We start from the raw sequence: 17,104 nt of genomic DNA on the forward strand, positions 1-17,104 counted from the left end.
CGCCTCAAGCCGCTATACTATACAGATCATTCTATCATCGGAGGTATCCGTTTCATGTGGATCATCTTGTTAATCCTCGCGGTAGCCGGGTTTCAGGCTTTATCGATGCTGGTATCGCGGAATAAGCTGGAGCGGTTCGATACGTCCGTCATCCATGCCGTGCAGGGCCGGGAGAACGATACGCTGACCGCGATCGCCAAAGCGCTGGGCAAGATCGGTTCGTCGTCCGTCGTCATTCCCGCGCTGCTCGTCATCGCGCTGATCTTGTTCATCGTGCTCCGGCACCGCAAGGAGCTCGTGCTGCTTCTCGGCGGCATGCTGGGCTCGACGCTCCTCAACGATGCGCTCAAGGCGATCTACAAGCGCGCCCGTCCGGACATCCACCGGATCGCCCAGGAGCAGGGCTACGGCTTCCCGAGCGGCCATTCCATGGCGGCGTTCTCCTTCTACTTCCTGGTCACGTACTTACTGTGGCGGCATCTGCCGAACCGGGGATGGCGCGCGGCGCTGCTGGCGTTCAGCGCGATCATGATCGTAAGCATCGGCCTGAGCCGCGTTTATCTGGGCGTGCACTATCCGTCCGACATTCTCGCGGGTTATTGGGTCAGCGCTTGCTGGGTGACGCTGTGCGTCCGGTTGTTTCGACAATGGGCGCGCGCCCGCAGGTAGCGACCTGAATCTATCGGATCATTGTGAATGCGCGGTCGATCGGATACCATGAGAAAGATGGCAAACTATTATTTTTTATGAGACGAGAGAGAGGTTTAACATGAAACGTTGGATAGGATTGGCATTAACGCTGATGGTCGTGTTGGCGGCGTTCGCGGGCACGGCTTCCGCGGCGAGCACGAACGCGGCCACGGACATTAAAGTGAAGCTGAACGGGGAATGGGTCATTTTTCCGGCGCCGCCCGTATTGCTGAACGGCAAGACGTACGTCGAATTCCGCACGCTCTTCGCGAAGCTCGGTTACGCGATCGATTACGACGCCGCGACCAAGACGATCAAGGCCAAATCGGATAGCCGCAGCATCCAGATGACGCCGACGGGCACGACCGCGATCGTGGACGGAACGAAGGTTCCGGTCAACGGCGAGATGAAGCTGTTGAGCGGCCGCACGATGGTCGGCGTTCGTTTCATCGCGACGCTGTCCGATAAGAACGTCGCGTGGGACGGCGTCAAGAAGATCGTCTCGATCGACGACAAGGGCGCTACGCCCGCGCAGCAAGCGGAAGTGTTCGCCGTGCTGAACAGCCTGGCGGCCGCCGAGGACAAGCAGGACGCCGACGCGTACATGGCGCTGTTCCATTCCGAATCCCCGATAAAAGATTCCGTGAGCTCTGCCGTTCACGATCAATTTGCCAAATTCCACAGCAAAACCGACTACGTGGAGATGACCTTGGATTCTTACTCGTCGTCGGAAGCAGTCGTGTATACGGTCGAGGATACGACCCGCGTGAGCGGCACCGGCTTCTTCCCGGATAAGGAATACGAGATCTATTACACCCTGCACAGAGAAGCCAACGGTAAATGGGCCATCTATCTTCAAGAGGTAGACAGCGATGCCGTGCTTGACGAGGACAGCGTGTGGGCGCAGGAAATCCAGGCTCCCGATGCGGACAAGACGGCCTTGAACGCACTCGTGAGCGCGCAGGCATCAGCCCTGAACGCACATGATATCGAGGCGTACAAAGCGACGCTCTTGCCGGATGCCGACGGGTACGACGACGATGTCAGCGATACGAAGGATTGGGTCGACAGCGAGGATATGACGCTCAAAGCGGCGCTTGTCCGCACGGCCGTCGTCGAGCTGGACGGAGACAGCGCGACCGTGCTGGCGGAGTTCCGTTACGATATCAATTCGAAAGACGGCACGGAAGAGGACAATGTCGCGTTCCGCTCCGTCGCGGTTTACGAGATGGAGAAGAAGGACGGCAAATGGCTGGTTCTGCCCGGCTCCAACGCGAACGAGCTGATCGGCGAGCTGATCGAAGAATAGTTCACGGTCCAAACCCCGCTTTGTCCCTTGGGACGGAGCGGGGTTTGTTTTGCGTTGCCGTCTTCCCGGCGCCTTCCGCGTCGATCAATTGCGCCCCGCTTGCAGCGCCGTAGCCGAAAACGGCCGGACCCGCGCTTTTTCACACGAGGTTCATAATGGCCTGCTAGACTAGAGTCGATCACACCGAACCTGACAATCGGCAAGGGGGCGAAAGCATGAAACCGTGGACTGAGTTCGAGGAATCCGTGAAGCCGTATCTCAAGCATGTGCGGGCGTATTGCGCGTATTTGACGTCTTCGAAGTGGGAGGCGGAGGATTTGCTGCAGGAGGCGCTTCTTCGGGCATTCAAACAGTATCGGGATACGGGCAAACTGCGCCACCCGCGTTCATTGCTCTATAAAATCGCCCGAAATTTGCAGATCGACGCGCACCGCAAGCGCCGCGGCGTGACCGTGCCGATCGACGAAGCGCTGCTGCAGCCGCATCACGATCCCGACTATGTTTCCGTGCGGGGGATATTGGAGTGGTTGACGGAACATTTGTCCGAACGCGAGACGGAAATGCTGCTGATGGCGGAGGTATTCGACTACTCCTACCAAGACATCGCCGACGTGCTGCACTGCACCGTGCCCGCCGTCAAAATGGTGCTGCACCGTTCCAAGAACGCGCTTCGCAAGCGCGGCCGTCCCGAGATCGCCGGCGGACCCGCGCGGAGCAAGCCGATTAAGCGCAAAAGCGCTCCGCTTCCGTACAAGATCGAGCGCTGGACGTCGGCGCTGATGACGGGCGAACTATAGGCCGGATATAGGTCGCAAATATGAAGAGCCCCTTGATGAAAGGGGCTTTTTGCGCTGGTGGAATCCGCCGACAGGAGGGCTTTAAACCTATTCCCGGAATCTGTAAATCAATTCCATAGGACAATAGACGCAGTGTCGTGGTATTGTATTACTAACAGCTAAGATTTACCTTGGGAATAATCGACAAGTCTGAATTCGGTGGAGGCACGATGCGACAATACTTGGGAAAAATCGCGAAACATGATATGGTGAATGCCTTCGGCGTTACCGTTCTTCCGGCCGGTACCCTCCTCCGCGAAGAGCATCTGATTTTACTGGAAAAGCACGGCATCGACAATCTTTCCATGTTCTTCGAAATCGTTCGTCCCGAACCGGCACCGGCCATGTCGCCCCGCGAAGCGGTGGGCAGCATCGTGGAACGCGCCAAAGCGTTGTACGCGGCGATTCAGGAAACGGGACAGGTCCCGCTGAACGAGCTGCAATCGGAAGTCGTGCCGGCCGTCCGAAACGTGGCGAACCATCCGAATATATTCGAGCTGTTCGAAGCGGTAAAAGCACAAGGCGACTATACGTACGAGCATAACATCGGCGTCGGCGTCCTCTCCACGCTGATCGGCAAATGGCTTCATTTCGGCGAAGAGGAATTGACAGCGCTTACGACCGCGGCGACCCTGCACGACGTCGGCAAGGTGAAGATCCCGGAGGCCATCATCAATAAGCCCGGCAAGCTGACGGAAGACGAGTTCGAGCTCGTCAAGAAGCATGCGATCTACGGCTACGAGATTTTGAAGAAGACCGAGGGCGTCAGCTACCGCGCTGCCCTGGTGGCGCTGCAGCATCACGAACGCGAGGACGGGGGCGGCTATCCGCTCGGACTGACCTCGGACAAGATCGACCTGTTCAGCAAAATCGTGGCGGTGGCGGATATTTTCCATGCCATGTCATCCGATCGCCCTTATCATAAAGCACTGCCGTTCTACGAGGTCGTCCGTCAGCTGCGAGAAGGGTATTTCGGGCAGCTGGATCCGACGATCGTGTCGGTCTTTCTCGAGAATATCACGACGAAGCTCGTCGGGCAGCGATGCCTCTTGACCGACGAGCGGGTCGGCGAGATCGTCTACATCAACCCGCATGACGGCGAAGCGCCGCTCGTCAAAGTCGGCGAAGAGTTCGTCGATCTCTCCTGCGAGCGCAAGCTGCAGATCAAGCGGATCATCGGCATCTAACGGCGGCGCGCCGCCGTCAAGGCACGAAGAAAAAGAGCAGGCAAGGACGATCGTCGTCCTGCCTGCTCTTCTTTAGGTTCAGGTCCATTTGGCGGCCCATAGCTTCATCTCGTGCAAAATGCAGTGCAGGTCCACGCCTTTCGGCGTAAGGGAGTATTCCACCGTAACGGGAACGGTCGGGAAGACGTGGCGTTCCAGCACGCCTTGGTTCTCCAAGTGGCGCAGCGTGCTCGTCAGCGCCCGCGGACTCACGTCCGGGATCTGGCGCTGAAGCTCGCCGAAGCGGCGTTTCTCGCAAAACAGCTCGCGGAGCACGAGGAACGCCCATTTTCCGCCGATGACATCCAGCGTTTTCTCGATGTTGCACTCGATCACGGCAGGTTCTTTCGGAACGTAATTGTTCAAGGTCATGGTGTTCAACCCTCCCAAAATGATACTTACTTTAAGTATAGCAGATATAATCGGTATAATATAATGAGATTTATTTCACTACTATCTATTTGAAATTAACAGCTTTAAAATAGATGGTGGGTTTGAAAGCCCTGCTTCAACGATCATCAAATCGAGCTTGGAGGGATTGCGGTGCAATACAGAAGACTTGGCGGAAGCGGCGTGAAAGTGAGCGAGATCAGTCTCGGCAGCTGGCTGACCTACGGCGGTTACGTGGAGAAGCAGAACGCGGTGCAGGCGATCGAGAAGGCATATGACCTGGGCATCAATTTCTTCGATACGGCAAACGTGTACGAGCAAGGCGCGGCCGAAGTGCTGCTTGGCGAGACGCTGAAAGCCTATAAACGGGAATCGTACGTCCTGGCGACGAAAGCGTTCTGGCCGATGGGCGAAGGACCGAATGACCGCGGCTTGTCCCGCAAGCACGTGATCGAGCAGGCCAACGCGAGCCTGAAACGGCTCGGCGCGGACTACGTGGACATTTTTTACTGCCACCGCTATGATCCGGCGACGCCGCTTGCGGAGACGCTTCGCGCGATCGACGACTTGATTCGCTCCGGCAAGGTACTGTACGCCGGGGTGAGCGAATGGACGGCTTCCCAAATGGCGGATGCTTTGGCGACGGCCGACCGGTACCTGCTGGACCGCATCGTGGTCAGCCAGCCGATCTACAATATGTTCGAACGCTACATCGAGAAAGAAGTCATCCCGTACGGCGAGAAAAACGGCATCGGACAAGTCGTCTTCTCCCCGCTCGCGCAAGGCTTGCTGACGGGCAAATACGCGTCCGTGGCGGATATCCCTGCGGACAGCCGCGCGAACAAGCTGGAGTGGATGCGCAAAGGCATCACGGAAGAGAAGCTGGCCAAAGTGCGGGCATTGTCCGGCATTGCCTCGGAGCTGGAGATTTCAACGGGCCAGCTGGCCCTGGCATGGATTCTCCGCCAGCCGAACGTCGCGAGCGCGCTCGTCGGCGCCAGCCGTCCGGAGCAAGTCGTCGAGAACGTCAACGCGTCCGGCATCGAGCTGAGCGAAGACGTGCTCGCGCGGGTGGAAGAGATCTTGAAATAGAGCAGCCCGGCGCAGCTGGGGCGCAAACGGCGTGAACGCGGCAAAATCCGTGCTTATGCAGCACGGTGAAAGGTCGCGAATAAGGCCGCCATCCACTAAGGATGGCGGCCTTTTCGCGTCAGTATGGCGATTGCCGCTACCTTTTCCCGATGAACGATAGAATCGGCCGCAGCGACTGGGCAGGTATGCGGTCGAGCAGATCGCCCTCGCGCTGCAGCCGCTTCTCGATGTTCAGCAGATGATAGTCCGCGATCGCCGCGTCCCGGCGCACCTCGTCCCAATGCAGCGGCGTCGAGACGCTGGCGGCGGCGCGAGCGCGCGGGGAATAAGGCGCGATGATCGTTTTGCCTTGATAATGCTGCAAATAATCGACGTAGATCAAGTCGCCGCGATGCTTCTTGAGCCGTTCCACCGTGAACAGCTTGGGATGCTTGTCCGACAGGTAGATCCCGACGAATTCGCCGATGCGCCGCAGCTCGTCGAAGGTCAAGTCCCGGATCACCGGCACGATGATCTGGACGCCCGTCGCGCCGGAGGTTTTCGGCGTGGAGGCGATGCCGAGCGACCGCAGCAGGTCGCCGGCCAGCAGCGCCGCCTCCATGATGCGAGGCTCCTCCTCGAGCGAAGGATCGAGATCGAGCACCCATTCCGTCGGATGGGCGGGATCGCTGACGCGGTCGAAGGAAGCGTGATATTCCAGACAGGCCAAATTGCCGAGCCATAACAGCACCGGCAATGAGGTAAGCTTGACGTAGTCGATGCCATCGCGCGGCTCCGTCTCCACGAAGTCCGGCGCGGGGGTCGGACGGTTTTTCTGGTAAAAGGATTTGCCGTTTACGCCGTCGGGAAAGCGGATCGTCGTCAGCAGGCGGTCCTGGCAGTGCTTCAGCAGCCAAGGAGCGAGTCCGGCCAGACGCTGGAGAAACACGGCTTTCGTAATGCCCATCTCCGGCCAGAGCAGCTTATCCGGATTGCTGATGGTCAGCTCCTGCCCGGCCACGAGAATCGTGCCCTTGACCGCGCGGCTCATGACAGCGGCTCCTTCGGCAGGAACGTCACCAGCTTGGGATGGCGAAGCTGGCCCGCGGAGGTCAGCTCGAGACCGGTCACCCGGCAGCGAAACGGCAAGGACAACCATTGTACGTCCTCGTTCTTCAGATCCTCGGGCATGGCGGGGAACGGACAGGCGACGACGGCCAGATGGGAATGCTGCGGGCGGAAGGTAGAAGCCAAGACCCTGCGCAGCGCGTCGTTCAAGCCGAGCGATACGCTGCCCAAATAGTCGCCCTCGAGCTCCATCACGAGGCTTGCCACCATGCCGTTCCTCCACTTGAGGCCGACGATGTCGACATCGAGGACCAACTCGATCTTCTTCTTCAGCCAATCGCGGTGCTTCTTGCCTTCGCGGTACGGACTGGACAGCCGTTTGCTGACCACGCCTTCCCACCGGTTCGCTTCCACCCAGGACCAGAGCGCTTCGCCGTCTTGGAACAGATCCGTCGCGAACAGACGCGGATCGCCGGTTCCGATGAGGGCTGCCAGCCGCCGGTGCCGCTCCTCGTAAGGGAGCTGGCTCAGGTCGCCGGATCCGTCGGCCAACAGGTCGAACAGCACGTACACGAGACCGCCGAACGATTTGACGTTGGTACCGCGAACCTGATTGCCTTCGGCGTTCAAGGCTTCGCCTCCGCCGGAAGCCTCGCTGCCGGAAGCCCCGCCAGCGGGAGTCACGCTAAGTGCAGCCCCGCTGCCGGAAGTCCCGCCGCCTGCGCCCGGCACGCCGGGAATTGTCGAGCGCGCGCCTATCTCGGGCAGCGCATGCCGCGAGGGCACGCGCGACCGCTCCCGCTTCAGCACCTGCTGGAAGTTCGGCCGTATGCCGTCCCACCAGACGACCTCGCCGTCCAGCAGGCAAGGACCGAGCTCGGCGGCCTTTGCTTCCAGCAAGGCGACGATTTCCGGATAGACGGCATTCTTCAAGTACAGCTTTCGCGAGAACAGCTCCGCATGTCCGTGCCCGTTCAACCGGGCCAGCATGCGCACGCCGTCCCACTTCAGCTGGTATCCCCATTCGCTGCCGGCAGGCAGCTCGCCGGACGACAGCGGCGCCATCGGCTCGGAGGGAAGCGGGATGACGAGCGGGTCGCCGTCCGCTGCGGGATGCGGGGACGGATTATCGGGCAGATGCTGCGGCCATGGCTGCTCCATCTACGACACCGTGTCTTCCTTCTTGGATTTGCGGGGGCGGGACGTCTTCACTTTCGCGACGACCTCGCTGCCTCCGGCCGCATCGGCCGCCGGCTGGGCCGCATCGCCGCCTGCCGCGTTCGTGTCCAACCCGCCGGGCGCATTCGGCGGAAGCTTCACGGCCTCGAGGCTCGCCTGCAGCGCGGCCATCAGGTCGAGCACGTTCGTCTTCTGCGCTTCCGGCGCGACGGATACGTCTTCGCCGGCGATTTTGTGCTGGATGAGATCCATGAGCCGGTCGCGGTAGTCGTCCTTGTATTTGGCCGGCTCGAACGGCGTGGACAACTGTTCGATCAGCATGCGCGCCATCATCAATTCCTTCTCGTTGACGTTAACGGAGTCAGGCAACCCCGGCACTTGGCTCACGGAGCGAATCTCGTCCGGGTAGAAGATCGTCTCCATCGCCAAACAGTCGTCGATGATGCGGATGGCCGCCAGCGAGCTTTTGGAGCGGATCGATACTTTGGCGATGCCGATCCGGCCGGACTGCCGCATCGCTTCGAGCAGCAAATTGTACGCGTTGCCGCCCGCCTGATCCGGCGAGAGGTAATAGGTTTTCTGAAAATAAATCGGATCGATCTCTTCCAAGGCGACGAAATCCAAAATGTTGATCGTCTTCGTGGCCTCGCCGGACAGCTGCTCCAGCTCGTCCTTCTCGAACAGGACGTACCGGCCTTTCTCGTATTCGTAGCCTTTGACGATGTCGTCCCACTCCACCTCGACCTCGCAGGTCGGGCATTTGCGAATGTAGGAGACGTTGCTGCCGCAAACCCGGTGGATCAGCTTCATCGATATGTCCTTGTCCTCGGTAGCGGAAAACATTTTGACGGGAACGTGCACGAGGCCGAAGCTGATGGCTCCTTTCCATACGGTATGCATGAAAGCATTCCTCCTTTTCGATTTGGCATTGCTTGCGATTGCATGAAGATTCCTCTAGCCTCAGTGTTCCCCCGAATGCATGAACCTAAGCCGGTTCGGGCATATTTTCGTTAGCACAACCATCATTTAGACAGAAGGAGGCGAAGCGGAATGACCGAAGCCGGAAATTCCCCGACGGGGTCGAGCAACGACAAGAAACACGAAGGCCGCGAAGACTTTTTCATGGACATCGACCGGATGGTGAATGAAGGGTTGGGCGGAGGCCAAGTGACGCAGCACAACGGTTTGATTGACGAATCCACCACGGACACGATGGAGATCGAAGCGAGGGAATAGCATGGATACGAGACGCGCAATGGAAATATACAATTCGAAGGATACCTTCGCCGTTCATTTGGGCGACAAGTCCGTCTGGATCGAGAACGTGGACGAGGCGAACGGCATGGCGACGGTGCAGGTCGGCTCCGATCCGCTCAATACGCAGACCGTTTCCTGCGATCGGCTGACGGAGCAGGACGGCGAGTAGCCGCAAGGCTGCAAGCGAATTACGAACCGAAGCCAAGCGTTGCGAAATAGGATGCGACCCCGGCGCGATTGCCGCGCTCGGGGTTCGCCGGCGTTCCCGGGCCACTGCGTTAATCAGGCGACCTCTTCCGTGCATCATGCGCGCCGTTCGCCTGATTAACGTCGCGCATGGACGGGTAAAACCTTCCTGACGGCGGTTCTTGCCGCGAACCGAGCAGAAGGGAGTGGTTACGAATGACACATCGCGATATCGATGTCGAAGAGCGTCATATCGAGCGCAAATCGGATTCCAGCCTGGTCGCGTCCACCTTCATCAAGTATGCGGCATACCTGATCATTTTTTTCGGCGTGCTGTACGTTTTCGTGCATTACGTCCTGCCGAAGTTCTGATCGGCGCGCAATAATTCGGCATTTTTAAAGCTTGGGCCTTCGGCGGCTCGGGCTTTTTTCGTATGTCCGCATGCAAAGATCTGCATAATCCCCGGCGGATTACTTGCTTTATCATGGTGAAATGTAACATCAAATAGGCGAGATTCGAAGATAGATGGATTTAAACGATACATAGGTCAAGATAAATCGGCTTTTCATTTTGAATTTGGTCGAAAACAAGGTATAATGGATGCAGAAGATGGAATTTTAGCCATCCATGCGTTAGGGGGAGAAGATATGGCGAAACAGCATTATAAGATTACAAAGCTTGAATTGCTGCGGCGGATCGTATTTATTACGATTGGTGCGGCGCTCGTATCGGTAGCTCTGGAAATATTTCTCGTGCCGAACAACATTATCGACGGCGGCATCGTGGGCATTTCCATCATTTTGTCCCATATTACAGACGTGAACCTCGGCATCTTCCTATTCTTGCTCAATGCCCCTTTTGTCATTATCGGTTATAAGCAAATCGGCAAGACGTTCGCGCTTTCGACGCTCTACGGCGTCACGGTGATGTCCATCGGGACGACGCTGCTCCATCCCGTGAAGGCATTGACCTACAGCCCGTTCCTGGCGCCGGTTATCGGCGGCGTTATCCTCGGGATCGGAGTCGGTCTCGTTATCCGGTTCGGCGGCTCGCTCGACGGCACGGAGATCGTCGCGATCTTGTTCACGAAGAAAACGGCGTTCTCCGTCGGCGAGATCGTGATGTTCTTCAATCTCTTCATCCTCGGCAGCGCGGGCTTCGTCTTCACGTGGGACAGCGCGATGTATTCGTTGATTGCCTACTACATCGCCTTCAAAATGATCGACGTCACGCTGGAGGGATTCGACCAGTCGAAATCCGTCTGGATCATCAGCGAAGAGGCGAAGGAAATCGGCGATGCGATCATCAGTCGACTTGGCAGGGGCGTGACCTACTTGCAAGGAGAGGGCGCCTACTCCGGAGGGGTGAAGCGAGTCATCTTCTGCGTCATCACGCGCTTGGAAGAGGCGAAGATGAAGTCGATCGTCCAGGAGCTGGACCCTTCGGCGTTCCTCGCGGTCGGGAACATTCACGACGTCAAGGGCGGACGGTTCAAGAAGCGCGATATTCACTGACGGCCGCTCGGCCGGAAGCCGAAATTCGCGAAAATACGGGCAAGGCCGCGCGGAAGATGCGCGGCCTTGCCCGCTTTTGTTGCGGCTCCGCGGGCTGACCGATATAATAAGGTCAATTAGACGGAATCGTGAGCGGTGCCATTGGAGGTCGGGAAGTGGACGAATTCGCACGCATCCGTCATTGGACGGAGCACCGGCAAAGCGCTGCGCTGCTCGCGTCGCAGGGAGTCATAACCGGCATCGGGGACGATGCCGCGGTCGTGGCGATGCCGCCGGACGAGCAAGGTCCGGCGGAATGGCTGCTGGCGGTCGATACGATGGTGGAGACGGTCCACTTCAACGACGCGACGCTGGCGGAAGAAGACGTCGGCTGGAAGGCGCTGGCCGCGAACGTCAGCGACATCGCGGCCATGGGCGGCACGCCCCGGCACGCGCTGGTCTCGGTCAGCGTGCCGAAGGCGTGGGGGCCGGAGCGCGTGCGCCGGCTCTATGACGGGCTGTATGCGTGCGCCGGGCATTACGGCGTCGCGGTGGTCGGCGGCGACACGACGTCGTCGCCGCTGCACTTGGTCGTGGCCGTGACGGTTACGGGCACCGTGGCGGCCGGGAAGGCGATCCGCCGGGCGGGCGCGCGGCCCGGCGATGCCGTGTTCGTGACCGGCGCCGCGGGGATGGCCGCGGCCGGTCTGCATTTTTTGCTCGCCGCGCGCACCGCTGCGGCGGGCGGGAGCGATGCGCCGCGGCCCGTGCCTTTGGCCGCGGCCGAGGCGGCCGGCACGGCGGCGCTGGTGCAGGCGCACCGCCGGCCGGCGCCTTCCGTGCGCGCGGCGGCGCTGCTGGCCGCGCGCGGCACGGTCACGTCGCTGAACGACGTCAGCGACGGACTGGCCAGCGAAGCCTGGGAGATCGCCGAGGCTTCGGGCGTCAAGCTCGCGCTCCGCGAATCGCGGCTGCCGAAGAGCGGCAGCCTGACCGCTTACGCGCACCGCGCCGGCGTGGATCCGCTGGACTGGATCCTCTACGGCGGCGAAGATTACGCGCTGCTCGGGACCATCGCAGCCGAAGACGCGGACGCGGCCAAGGCCGAGCTTGAAGCGGCCGGCTTGCCGATGTACCTCATCGGCGAGGCGGAGCAAGGCCCCGCCGCGGTCGAGCTGGTCCGCGATTACGGGGAGCGCGGACCGGCGCGCGGCAGCTTCGCATCGCCGCGGCGCGAGCCGCTCGCGAAGCGGGGATACAATCATTTTGGCGGGTAGGCAGGTGGAAGGATAGCATGAGCGAAACGATGGAAGTCGTATGGACGGTCGAGGACGAGGCCGGCACGGTTCTGCTCGCGGAGACGCTGGCCGGTTGGGCGGTGCCGGGCACGGTGCTGGCGCTGGACGGCGACCTCGGCGCGGGCAAGACGCGGTTCTCGCAGGCGTATGCCAAGGGAATCGGCGTGCCGGGCATCGTGAACAGCCCGACGTTCACGATCATCAAGGAATACAAGGGCGCGGAGCTGCCCCTCTATCATATGGATGTCTACCGGCTGTCGGAGCCGGAGGCGGAAGAGCTCGGCCTCGACGATTATTTCTTCGGCGAGGGCGTGACGATCGTGGAGTGGGCGAGTTTGATCGAAGCCTTGCTTCCGCCGGAGAGGCTCCAAATCTATATCGCGCATCTGGGCGGAGAAGCCCGGCGGATCGCGATCGCCGGCACCGGTGCGCAATATGCGGCATGGTGCGGGCAATTACAGGGAATGGGAGCTAAGTAAGTCATGGATGAACATAGAACGCAGGGCGGCCCGGACGGGCTGCTCGTGCTGGCGGTCGATACGTCGACCGCCGCGCTGGCGGCCGCGCTCGTGCGCGGCGGCGAGGTGCTTCGCGAGGTGCAGTCGCTCGCGGAGCGCAATCACTCCGTGCACACGGTGTCGACCGTGCAAACGATGCTGGCGGAATGCGGCGTGCAGCCGGAGGAACTGGACGGCATCGCCATCGGCCGGGGGCCGGGCTCTTATACGGGCCTGCGCATCGCGGTGTCGCTCGGCAAAACGCTCGCTTGGGTCTGGGACAAGCCGCTCGTCGGCGTATCCAGCCTGGAGGCACTGGCCTTCGGGCGTTGGCTGGCGGAACGCGAAGGACGCGGCGATGCATCCTCGGCGGACGTTGCGCCGTCTGAAGGCACAGTCGCTTCCGGCGGCGGCATATCATCCCAATCGGCTGCCGTCGTGACGGGATCGGCCATGCCGGTAGAGCATGCTTCCGCCTCCGCGGCGGTTCGCGTGCTCGGACCCGCGTGGATCGTTCCCGTCATGGACGCCAGGCGGGGCCAGGTTTATACGGCTTCGTTCGCGGCCGGAACGACTGCCGGCAACGGCTGGGAGCGGCTTGCGCATGACGCGATTCGGCTCATGCGCGACTGGGTGGACGAGCTTGCCGGGGCGATTGCCGCTGCCGACGACGCGGCGCGCCCGGCGGCCATCTGGATCGCCGGCGAGCTGGCCTCGCACGAGGCGGAGGCCGATCGCTTGCAGGCGCTTTGCCCGGACGTGCAGGTGCGCAAGCTGCCGGCATGGATGGAAGGACGGGCCGTCGCCGCGCTTGGCGCGAAGCGGCTTGCCGCGGGGGAGCGCGACGATGTGCATGCGTTTGCCCCGAATTACACGCAGCTGACGGAAGCGGAAGTCAAGCTGCAGGAGAAACAGGCCAAGGAAACCGCCGCGGAAGGAGCTGTTCACGATGACGCCAATTGACCGGAACCGCCTCGTTTTTCGCGCGATGACGCTGGAAGACGTGCCGACGATCGTCGCCATCGAGCTGGAGAGCTTCGCGACGCCTTGGACGCAGGAAGCGTTCGTGAACGAGCTGACGAACAATCATTTCGCCCGCTATATGGTCATGGATTACGAAAACGACGTGATCGGCTATGCCGGGATGTGGACGATCATGGACGAAGCGCATGTCACGAACGTCGCCGTGCGCGAAGCCTATCGCGGCCAGGGGCTCGGCGAGCGTCTGATGACGGAGCTGCAGCGCACGGCCGTCTTGTTCGGCGCGCGCCGCATGACGCTGGAAGTGCGCGTGAGCAACGACATCGCCCAGCGGCTGTATGCCAAACTGGGCTTCGAGCCGTCGGGCATTCGTCCCGGCTATTATTCGGACAATATGGAGGATGCCCTGATCATGTGGGCGGATTTGCCGGAGTCCTCTGAACTGGAGCAATGGTATGACGAAGAACGCACGCAATGAACTGATCCTCGCCGTGGAGACGAGCTGCGACGAAACGTCCGTGGCCGTCGTCCGCGGCGGCAAAACGATATTATCCAACGTCATATCGAGCCAGATCGAAACGCATCGCCGGTTCGGCGGCGTCGTGCCCGAGATCGCCTCGCGCAAGCACGTGGAGTCCATCACGCTCATCATGGAGGAGGCGATTGCCGAAGCCGGCGTGACGTTCCGCGACCTGTCCGCGATCGCGGTGACGCAAGGGCCGGGACTCGTCGGCGCCTTGCTCGTCGGCATCGTCGCCGCCAAAGGCCTGGCGATGGCGCTGGGTCTGCCGCTTATCGGCACGCACCATATCGCCGGCCATATCTATGCCAACGAACTCGTGCATGAGATCGAATATCCTTGCCTCGCGCTTGTCGCTTCCGGCGGACACACGGAGCTCGTGCTGCTCGAGCGCGAAGGCCAGTTCCGCATCGTCGGGCGCACCCGCGACGACGCCGTCGGCGAAGCGTACGACAAGGTGGCGCGGACGCTGAAATTCCCGTATCCCGGCGGACCGCATATCGACCGTCTCGCGCAGGGGGCGGAGGAGGAAATTCCGCTGCCCCGCGCCTGGCTGGAGCCGGATTCCTACGATTTCAGCTTCAGCGGGTTGAAATCCGCCGTGCTCGCGAGCATCAACACCGCCGCCATGAAGGGCGAGACGATCCGCGAAGCCGCGCTGGCCCGGGGCTTCCAAGCCTCGGTGATCGACGTGCTGACGACCAAGGCGCTCCGGGCGGCCCGCGAATTCGGCGCGAAGCAGCTGCTGCTTTGCGGCGGCGTCGCCGCGAACGGCGGCTTGCGCGCCGCGCTGACCGCGCGCTGCGGCGAAGCGGGCATTCCGCTGCTGATCCCGCCGCTGAAGCTTTGCACCGACAACGCGGCCATGATCGGCGCCGCCGCGCACCTCAAATGGACGCGCGGCGCGTTCACGCCGCTCGACATGAAGGCCGAGCCCGGACTGTCGCTGGAGGAATGGTCGGTATAGCGGCCGCGCGAACGCGAATAAAAGAAGCAGGCGCAGCGTGAATTCACGCTGCGCCTGCTTCTTTTTGTTGCGGATAATTGTGTCTAAAACGGCGTTGGGCCCGCGCAATAAAAAAGACACCTGCCGGCGTCGTCACGTTCGCGGAGCTGCGCCATATGGGCGTTCTCGAATAGAGAGAGCTCTCTCAAGCTCCTCATAATCCTAGTATACCAACGCGGTTTTTATAAGTCTAGGCGAAACGGATTTTTTTGGATAAAGTTAACGATGCCGGCCGGCATGAAGCAACCCATTCCACGCGTAAGGAGAGTGCCTATGAATCCTAATGACTGCCCGCTCGCAACCGTGCGGGATACGGATCAAACCATTGCCATGTTCTTGACCGGCGTCGGAAATGTCTTCCGGGTGTTCGACCGACAAGATTCCGGATGCCTGTCTTACGGCGTTCAAGCCGCGGGGCGGAAGTGGTTCGTCAAGCACGCGGCCAAGCCGGAAGCAATCGGTTTTCTGAGAGACGCCGCCGCCTTCCACGAGGATATTCGGCATCCCCGGATTCCGAAGCTGATCAATCGGTTCGCAACCGCGGACGGCTATGCGCTCGTCTATGAATGGGTGGCGGGCGAGGTGCTGGGCACGCCGGAGTTTCCGGGCAAGGAAGGGCGCAGCCATCCCGCTTCTCCGCATTACCGGTTCAGGCAGCTGCCGACCGGCGCGATCGTTCGAGCGCTCGGCGACTTGTACGAGATGCACGCGTATTTGGAGCGCCAAGGCTACGTCGCGGTCGATTTGTACGACGGCAGCCTGATCTACGATTTCGAGCGAGACGAGCTGCATGTCTGCGATTTCGACCACTACGTGAAAGGCCCGTTTACTCTTGAGGCGGACCGGTTGTACGGGTCGAGCCGCTTCATGGCGCCGGAGGGATTCGTGCGGGGCAGCCGGATCGACGGCGTGACGAACGTGTTTACGCTTGGGGCTGCCGCCTTCGTGTTCCTGGCGGAAGAGGGAGGCCGCGAGCTTGGACAATGGCGGGCGTCCGAGCCGCTCTACCGGGTCGCGCTGAAGGCGGTTTCGCCCGACCGGAAGGAGCGGCACGGCAGCGTCGGCGAGTTCAACCTCGCATGGTTGCAAGCCGATCGTGCCGGCGGTTGAATAGAGCGGCAGAGCAATTTCGGCCGCAGCGAAGGCAAGCCGGTCCGTATTGCGTTTCCGAGTTTCGTCATTGTTTGGCCCTCGATCTGCGGTTCCGGTATCGTACTGCATGGTTTCAACTTTTTGTCATTCTGAATTGACAGACGATTTAAGTTAGGCATATAATAGGCAACAACACTTCAATCAACGAAACGCGACGAACAGGAGCAGTAAAGCGAACGCCGGGTACAGAGAACTGCGGGTTGGTGCAACGCAGTCGATGGCAGCTTGAACCTCGCCTGGGAGCGGAGCGGCGGAACGGGTTTCAGTATCGGCCGAAGGCCAAGGCTGAAGGGAGCTCGCGTACGCCATTACGGTTAACCTCCGTGATCGGGTGCATGACCTTCGATTTCTAGAGTCGGTCGTCATGCTTAAGGTGGACGGTTGCCCCGCAAGGGAATCGTCAACAAGGGTGGTACCGCGCCGGACTTTACAGTCCGTCGTCTCTTGAATAAAGAGACGGCGGGCTTTTTTGATTTTCGGGATAGCGGCAGCCCGGCGGTTTCGGGCAGCGAAGTGGCGGATGAGCAGCAAGCAGACGAAGCGCAAGTCAAACAAGCAGCGAACGTACACATAAAGCGAAACAACGCGTTGAACAGGAGCAGTAGGAAGAAGGTCCGGGAAGCAGAGAGCTGCGGGTAGGTGCGACGCAGACGAAGGACATCCGAACTCGCCTGGGAGCGGAACGAGGGAACGCGGCAGGCGTCATCCATGGAGGACGATCGGCTGCCGTCGCTACTTCGTTACGGCTAACCCCCGTCATCGGGTGCAGCGGCACCGGCCTTCCAGCCGATTGCCGCTGCTTAAGCGGGTCCGGCCATGTTTCCGGGCAACGAGAGTGGTACCGCGGCATGCCTAAGAAGCCTGTCGTCTCTTGATTCAGAAGAGACGGCGGGCTTTTTCTATTGCCAGCCGTCGAGACGAAACACCCAAACCCAATATCAGGA

At 60.7% G+C, this 17,104-nt stretch carries 19 protein-coding genes; 15 read left to right on the plus strand and 4 right to left on the minus strand.

All coding sequences use genetic code 11. The features are described from left to right. The first annotated feature begins 54 nt into the window (after positions 1–54). The 4 genes from AC50YL_RS26285 to AC50YL_RS26300 all read left to right on the plus strand — a co-directional run bounded on the left by AC50YL_RS26285 (position 55) and on the right by AC50YL_RS26300 (position 4,022). Complete coding sequence (locus tag AC50YL_RS26285; protein ID WP_494835875.1) at positions 55–669, plus strand: phosphatase PAP2 family protein; 615 nt, start codon at positions 55–57, stop codon at positions 667–669. A 100-nt stretch (positions 670–769) separates the two neighbouring features. Next, a complete protein-coding gene (locus AC50YL_RS26290) occupies positions 770–1,999 on the plus strand; it encodes a stalk domain-containing protein (RefSeq protein ID WP_494835877.1) in 1,230 nt (409 codons plus the stop codon). A gap of 215 nt (positions 2,000–2,214) precedes the next feature. Beyond that, positions 2,215–2,796, plus strand: coding sequence for an RNA polymerase sigma factor (locus AC50YL_RS26295; protein WP_494835879.1), 582 nt, complete (start codon positions 2,215–2,217; stop codon positions 2,794–2,796). Positions 2,797–3,005: 209 nt separating this feature from the next. After that, positions 3,006–4,022 (plus strand): HD-GYP domain-containing protein, encoded by a 1,017-nt coding sequence (locus tag AC50YL_RS26300; protein WP_494835881.1) that lies wholly within the window; start codon positions 3,006–3,008, stop codon positions 4,020–4,022. A gap of 78 nt (positions 4,023–4,100) precedes the next feature. Here AC50YL_RS26300 and AC50YL_RS26305 read toward each other — a convergent pair whose 3' ends face one another. Next, positions 4,101–4,433: a winged helix-turn-helix transcriptional regulator gene (locus tag AC50YL_RS26305; RefSeq protein ID WP_161743238.1), complete on the minus strand. Its 333-nt coding sequence runs from the start codon at positions 4,431–4,433 to the stop codon at positions 4,101–4,103. Between the two features lie 171 nt (positions 4,434–4,604). On the opposite strand from AC50YL_RS26305, the gene AC50YL_RS26310 reads away from it, so the two are divergent. Next, a complete protein-coding gene (locus tag AC50YL_RS26310) occupies positions 4,605–5,543 on the plus strand; it encodes an aldo/keto reductase family protein (protein ID WP_494835884.1) in 939 nt (312 codons plus the stop codon). A 136-nt stretch (positions 5,544–5,679) separates the two neighbouring features. Here the strand turns inward: AC50YL_RS26310 and ligD are convergent, their stop codons facing one another. From ligD to ku, 3 genes are read right to left on the minus strand one after another with little or no spacing between them, the layout of a single operon-like run. Next, positions 5,680–6,573, minus strand: coding sequence for a non-homologous end-joining DNA ligase (gene ligD / locus AC50YL_RS26315; RefSeq protein ID WP_494835886.1), 894 nt, complete (start codon positions 6,571–6,573; stop codon positions 5,680–5,682). After that, on the minus strand, positions 6,570–7,751 hold the full coding sequence (locus tag AC50YL_RS26320; RefSeq protein WP_494835887.1) for an ATP-dependent DNA ligase: 1,182 nt from the start codon (positions 7,749–7,751) through the stop codon (positions 6,570–6,572). The genes ligD and AC50YL_RS26320 overlap by 4 nt, the downstream gene beginning before the upstream one ends. Continuing rightward, positions 7,752–8,669 (minus strand): non-homologous end joining protein Ku, encoded by a 918-nt coding sequence (ku, locus tag AC50YL_RS26325; protein ID WP_494835889.1) that lies wholly within the window; start codon positions 8,667–8,669, stop codon positions 7,752–7,754. A 150-nt stretch (positions 8,670–8,819) separates the two neighbouring features. Between ku and AC50YL_RS26330 the strand changes: the two genes are divergently transcribed. The 10 genes from AC50YL_RS26330 (at position 8,820) to AC50YL_RS26375 (ending at position 16,118) form a co-directional block, all read left to right on the plus strand. Beyond that, positions 8,820–9,005 carry a hypothetical protein gene (locus tag AC50YL_RS26330; RefSeq protein ID WP_494835890.1) on the plus strand — a complete coding sequence of 62 codons (186 nt, stop codon included), beginning with the start codon at positions 8,820–8,822 and terminating at the stop codon, positions 9,003–9,005. A 1-nt stretch (position 9,006) separates the two neighbouring features. Next, entirely contained in the window at positions 9,007–9,195 is a 189-nt protein-coding gene (locus AC50YL_RS26335; RefSeq protein ID WP_494835892.1) for an H-type small acid-soluble spore protein, read from the plus strand. Between the two features lie 233 nt (positions 9,196–9,428). Further along, on the plus strand, positions 9,429–9,584 hold the full coding sequence (locus tag AC50YL_RS26340) for a hypothetical protein (protein ID WP_494835893.1): 156 nt from the start codon (positions 9,429–9,431) through the stop codon (positions 9,582–9,584). A gap of 276 nt (positions 9,585–9,860) precedes the next feature. After that, positions 9,861–10,727, plus strand: a complete 867-nt coding sequence (locus AC50YL_RS26345; RefSeq protein ID WP_494835895.1) for a YitT family protein — start codon at positions 9,861–9,863, stop codon at positions 10,725–10,727. A 155-nt stretch (positions 10,728–10,882) separates the two neighbouring features. After that, positions 10,883–11,983 carry a thiamine-phosphate kinase gene (thiL, locus tag AC50YL_RS26350; protein ID WP_494835897.1) on the plus strand — a complete coding sequence of 367 codons (1,101 nt, stop codon included), beginning with the start codon at positions 10,883–10,885 and terminating at the stop codon, positions 11,981–11,983. Positions 11,984–12,000: 17 nt separating this feature from the next. Continuing rightward, positions 12,001–12,483: a tRNA (adenosine(37)-N6)-threonylcarbamoyltransferase complex ATPase subunit type 1 TsaE gene (gene tsaE / locus AC50YL_RS26355; protein WP_494835899.1), complete on the plus strand. Its 483-nt coding sequence runs from the start codon at positions 12,001–12,003 to the stop codon at positions 12,481–12,483. Positions 12,484–12,486: 3 nt separating this feature from the next. Beyond that, positions 12,487–13,464: a tRNA (adenosine(37)-N6)-threonylcarbamoyltransferase complex dimerization subunit type 1 TsaB gene (tsaB, locus tag AC50YL_RS26360; protein ID WP_494835900.1), complete on the plus strand. Its 978-nt coding sequence runs from the start codon at positions 12,487–12,489 to the stop codon at positions 13,462–13,464. Further along, positions 13,451–13,960, plus strand: a complete 510-nt coding sequence (gene rimI / locus AC50YL_RS26365; RefSeq protein ID WP_494835902.1) for a ribosomal protein S18-alanine N-acetyltransferase — start codon at positions 13,451–13,453, stop codon at positions 13,958–13,960. Before tsaB ends, rimI begins: the two co-directional genes overlap by 14 nt. After that, the gene (gene tsaD, locus AC50YL_RS26370; RefSeq protein WP_494835903.1) at positions 13,938–14,969 is read left to right on the plus strand and encodes a tRNA (adenosine(37)-N6)-threonylcarbamoyltransferase complex transferase subunit TsaD; all 1,032 of its coding nucleotides are present in this window, start codon (positions 13,938–13,940) and stop codon (positions 14,967–14,969) included. Before rimI ends, tsaD begins: the two co-directional genes overlap by 23 nt. A gap of 312 nt (positions 14,970–15,281) precedes the next feature. Next, entirely contained in the window at positions 15,282–16,118 is an 837-nt protein-coding gene (locus AC50YL_RS26375) for a protein kinase family protein (protein WP_494835904.1), read from the plus strand. Positions 16,119–17,104: the final 986 nt, after the last annotated feature.

This window comes from Paenibacillus sp. J22P277, from assembly GCF_059383675.1.